Origin of the sequence: Apibacter sp. (genome assembly GCF_025291155.1) — a bacterium.
Taxonomy (GTDB): domain Bacteria; phylum Bacteroidota; class Bacteroidia; order Flavobacteriales; family Weeksellaceae; genus Apibacter.
The window spans coordinates 1-4,239 of the sequence record NZ_JAMBJZ010000127.1; the positions used below are offsets into that span (position 1 = coordinate 1).

Consider the following 4,239-nt stretch of genomic DNA (forward strand, 5'->3'; position numbering starts at 1 on the left):
ATTACTTTACAAAATTATTTCAGAATGTATAATAAGTTGGCGGGTATGACTGGTACTGCCGAAACGGAAGCAGGTGAGTTCTGGGAAATCTACAAATTGGATGTGGTAGTTATTCCAACCAATAAACCGGTAATAAGGAATGACCAACAAGATTTAGTGTATAAAACTAATCGTGAAAAGTTTAATGCTGTATTAAATGAAGTTATTCGATTGTCACAAGAAGATAAAAGGCCGGTATTAGTAGGAACAACATCAGTTGAAATTTCTGAATTACTAAGTAAAGCATTAAAATTAAGAAAGATTCCTCATAACGTATTAAATGCAAAGTTACACAAAAAAGAAGCTGATATAGTAGCAGAAGCCGGAAATCCGGGTGTAGTAACCATTGCTACCAATATGGCAGGACGGGGTACGGATATTAAGTTGACAGATGAAGTAAAACAAGCAGGTGGTTTAGCAATTATCGGTACGGAACGACATGATTCTAGACGAGTGGACAGACAGTTAAGAGGTCGTGCAGGTCGACAAGGAGATCCCGGATCCTCCCAGTTTTATGTTTCATTGGAAGATAATTTGATGCGATTATTCGGTTCAGATAGAATCGCTAAAATGATGGACAGATTAGGGCATAAGGAAGGAGATGTCATCCAACATTCTATGATCACTAATTCAATCGAAAGAGCTCAGAAAAAAGTAGAAGAAAATAATTTCGGTATTCGTAAACGTTTGTTAGAATATGATGATGTTATGAATAAACAAAGAGAAGTTATTTATAGCAGACGTAAAAATGCTCTTTTCGGTGAAAAGTTGAGCATTGATATTGCGAATATGATTTACGATACGGCCGCTTTAGTCGTTAGAGACAACAAACAAGATAAAAACTTTAAAAGTTTTGAGTTTGAATTAGCAACTGTATTTGCTATGGATACTCCCGTAGATGAATCGGAATTTAATCGAATATCTGAAAAAGAGCTTGTAGATAAGCTTTTTGAACAAGCAGAGGCTTATTACAAAGAAAAATTAGAAAATACGGCACAACAGTTGTATCCAATTATATCTAATGTATTTTTAGCAAGAGGAAACACCTTTAAAAATATTTCGGTTCCATTTACTGATGGATCTAAAGTATTGAACGTAACAACTAATTTGGAAGAAGCATATCAATCTGAAGGAAAAGCCTTATTAAAAGATTTCGAAAAAGGGATCACCTTGGCTCTTATAGATGAGAATTGGAAAGAACATTTAAGAGAAATGGATGAACTTAGAAAGTCGGTACAATCAGCTGTTTATGAGCAAAAAGATCCGTTAGTAATCTATAAGCAAGAATCCTTTGCATTATTTAGGGATATGTTGGATAAAACAAACAAAGAAATTATTTCCTTCTTATTTAAAGGAGGTCTGCCTACAGAACCTGAAGAATCAAAAATAGAACAAGCGCGCGAGGTAAAGCAAAAAGTAGTAGAAAGTAGAGTGTTTACAGAAAATGAAGAAAAACAGGTTCAAGAAAAACCTGCATCTGAGCCATTACGAGTAAATAAAATAGGAAGAAATGAACAAGTTAATCTACGAAATTTGAGAACTGGAGAACTTAAATCTATGAAATTCAAACAGGCTCAGAATCTTATAGAGGAAGGAAGTTGGATATTAGTTGATCAGGAAGATGATGAATAAACTCAAAGATATATAGAAAAAATATTATACCGGAATAGTATGTATTTATTATTCCGGTTTTTTTATAAAATTAAATTTAACCGAAATGCATTTTTTATCATGAAATCATTAGCAGAGATCAGAAACGATTTTATTAAAAATCTTTCTTCTCAATACTCTAGTAAAGAAATTGATATTATATTTTATGCCTTGGCAGAAAACTTTTTACACAAAGACAAAATTACTTTAAAGCTAGGGTTAGATGAAATGCATGAAGATTCTCAAATAAAGTCGACACTTTTTCAAGTAGCTTTATTTCATTTAATTAATGGTATGCCATATCAATATGTAATAGGGTATACAGAATTTTACGGTTGTAAAATCATGGTAAATCCCAATGTACTAATACCCAGACCTGAGACAGAAGAACTCGTAGATTGGATTTCTAATGATTTTGAGAATAGAAATAAAGAATTGAACATAATAGATTTATGTTCCGGAAGCGGCTGTATTGCAATCGCTCTAGCAAAAAAAATGAAAGCAAAGGTTTCGGCACTTGAAATAGATGAAAAAGCTGTTGAGACGGCGAAAAAAAATGCAGATATCAATAAGGTTAATGTCAATTTTGTACAAGCCGATATATTCGATAGTACAGGTAATAACGAAATAATAGTTATGGATGATTTTGACATACTTGTTTCTAATCCCCCATATATCAGAGAATATGAAAAAGAAGCGATGGATGCAAGAGTTGTTGAACATGAACCTTCTAAAGCACTGTTTGTACCTGATAATGATCCGTTTATTTTTTATAGAGGTATCATACATTTCGCCCAAAAAAAATTAAAGCCTAATGGGAGAGTATATGTGGAAATTAATCAAGATTTAGGAGAAAAAACCAGAGAACTATTTTTAGATTATTTTAACTATGTAGAATTAAAGCAGGATTTGTCTGGTAATTTTAGGATGATTAAGGCTAAGGGAATATCGCTGTAACTATATTTTTAAAATTCATTTGATAAATTTAGCTTTCTTTAGATATAAGAACATTTTTAAGCCATTATTGAAAATTTTTGCAGACATTTTCAATGTTACTGGTTTTGAGAAAATTATATTTTTATCTCCATTTTAAAATAGCAAGAAGTAACTTTAATATAGCTAAGAATTAATATTAAGCCAATAATCTCTACCAGAATTGTAATAAAAAAAACATTTATCAAGGACTAAATATTGTGATCGATTATCAATGTTAACATTACTTGATTTAAAACGGATCTGGGAATAAATAATCTGAACCAATTTAACTTGATACGCACTAATACAAAATTGATAATTATAATTTAAGATTTGAGCTAATAAAGATAAGATACTATTCTTCAACTTTAATTGTATAAATTTTCTCAAAGTCATGTCCCGAATACATTGCTCCGTAAGTGGCTCCAGAGAGTTTTATGGTAATTGTTCCTAAAACTTTAGGTATTCCTTTCAGTATAAGATCATTGTAAGGTGCAATCGATTCTTAATTTAAAGGTATTACTAGTTGGAGTCCAGAGTTTTCATGTTCAATTTGATAGGAAAAATGGTGTTCAATAACACGAAAGTTATTATTAATTTCAGCATAATAGGGGTAACCTAATGTGGCATTAGATAACAGCTTCGGTAGGACTTTAACTTTTTGCGAACAAAATCAACCAGTAAGGAAAATAGCTAAAAAAAGTCCACTGATTAACATTAAGTGATATCGTGATTTTTTCATAAAATTTATATTGATTCTGATACTATTCTTCAACTTTAATTGTATAAGTTTTGTTAAGTTCTCTTCCCGGACACATGGTAGGGTAAGTGCTTCCAGAGAGTATTATTGTGATTGGTCCTGCAACTCTAGGTGTTCCCTTTACTTTAAGATCATTAAAGGAAATTTGTTTTCCAAAATCAGTAGGAGATATTTCAAGTCCAGAGTTTTCAGGTTCAATTTTATAGAGAAAGGATTCATTTCTAACGACGCCACCAAAAACTTTGATCTCTTCATAATAGGGGATACCTAATGTGGCAGTGGGTAACGACTTCGGTAGGACTTTAATTTTTTGTGTACAAAAACAACTTGTAAGGAAAATAGCTAAAAAAAGTCCACTGATTAACATTAAGTGATATCGTGATTTTTTCATAAAATTTATATTGATTCTGATACTATTCTTCAACTTTAATTGTATAAGTTTTGTTAAGTTCTCCTCCCGGACACATGGTAGGGTAAGTGCTTCCAGAGAGTATTATTGTGATTGGTCCTGCAACTCTAGGTGTTCCCTTTACTTTAAGATCATTAAAGGAAATTTGTTTTCCAAAATCAGTAGGAGATATTTCAAGTCCAGAGTTTTCAGGTTCAATTTTATAGAGAAAGGATTCATTTCTAACGACGCCACCAAAAACTTTGATATCTTCATAATAGGGGATACCTAATGTGGCAGTGGGTAACGACTTCGGTAGGACTTTAATTTTTTGTGTACAAAAACAACTTGTAAGGAAAATAGCTAAAAAAAGTCCACTGATTAACATTAAGTGATATCGTGATTTTTTCATAAAATTTATATTGAT

General features: G+C 31.7%; 4 protein-coding genes. 2 read left to right on the forward strand and 2 right to left on the reverse strand.

The window, feature by feature from the left end:
- Nucleotides 1-1,671 (forward strand): preprotein translocase subunit SecA (locus M3Z80_RS09315; protein ID WP_366519878.1); only part of this gene is annotated, 1,671 nt, incomplete at its 5' end.
- A 99-nt stretch (nucleotides 1,672-1,770) separates the two neighbouring features.
- Nucleotides 1,771-2,646 (forward strand): peptide chain release factor N(5)-glutamine methyltransferase, encoded by an 876-nt coding sequence (prmC, locus tag M3Z80_RS09320; protein WP_293919341.1) that lies wholly within the window; start codon nucleotides 1,771-1,773, stop codon nucleotides 2,644-2,646.
- Nucleotides 2,647-3,428: 782 nt separating this feature from the next.
- Here the strand turns inward: prmC and M3Z80_RS09325 are convergent.
- The gene (locus M3Z80_RS09325) at nucleotides 3,429-3,815 is read right to left on the reverse strand and encodes a hypothetical protein (protein ID WP_293919342.1); all 387 of its coding nucleotides are present in this window, start codon (nucleotides 3,813-3,815) and stop codon (nucleotides 3,429-3,431) included.
- 22 nt (nucleotides 3,816-3,837) lie between these two features.
- A partial coding sequence (locus M3Z80_RS09330) for a hypothetical protein (protein WP_293919343.1) occupies nucleotides 3,838-4,239 on the reverse strand: 402 nt, incomplete at its 5' end.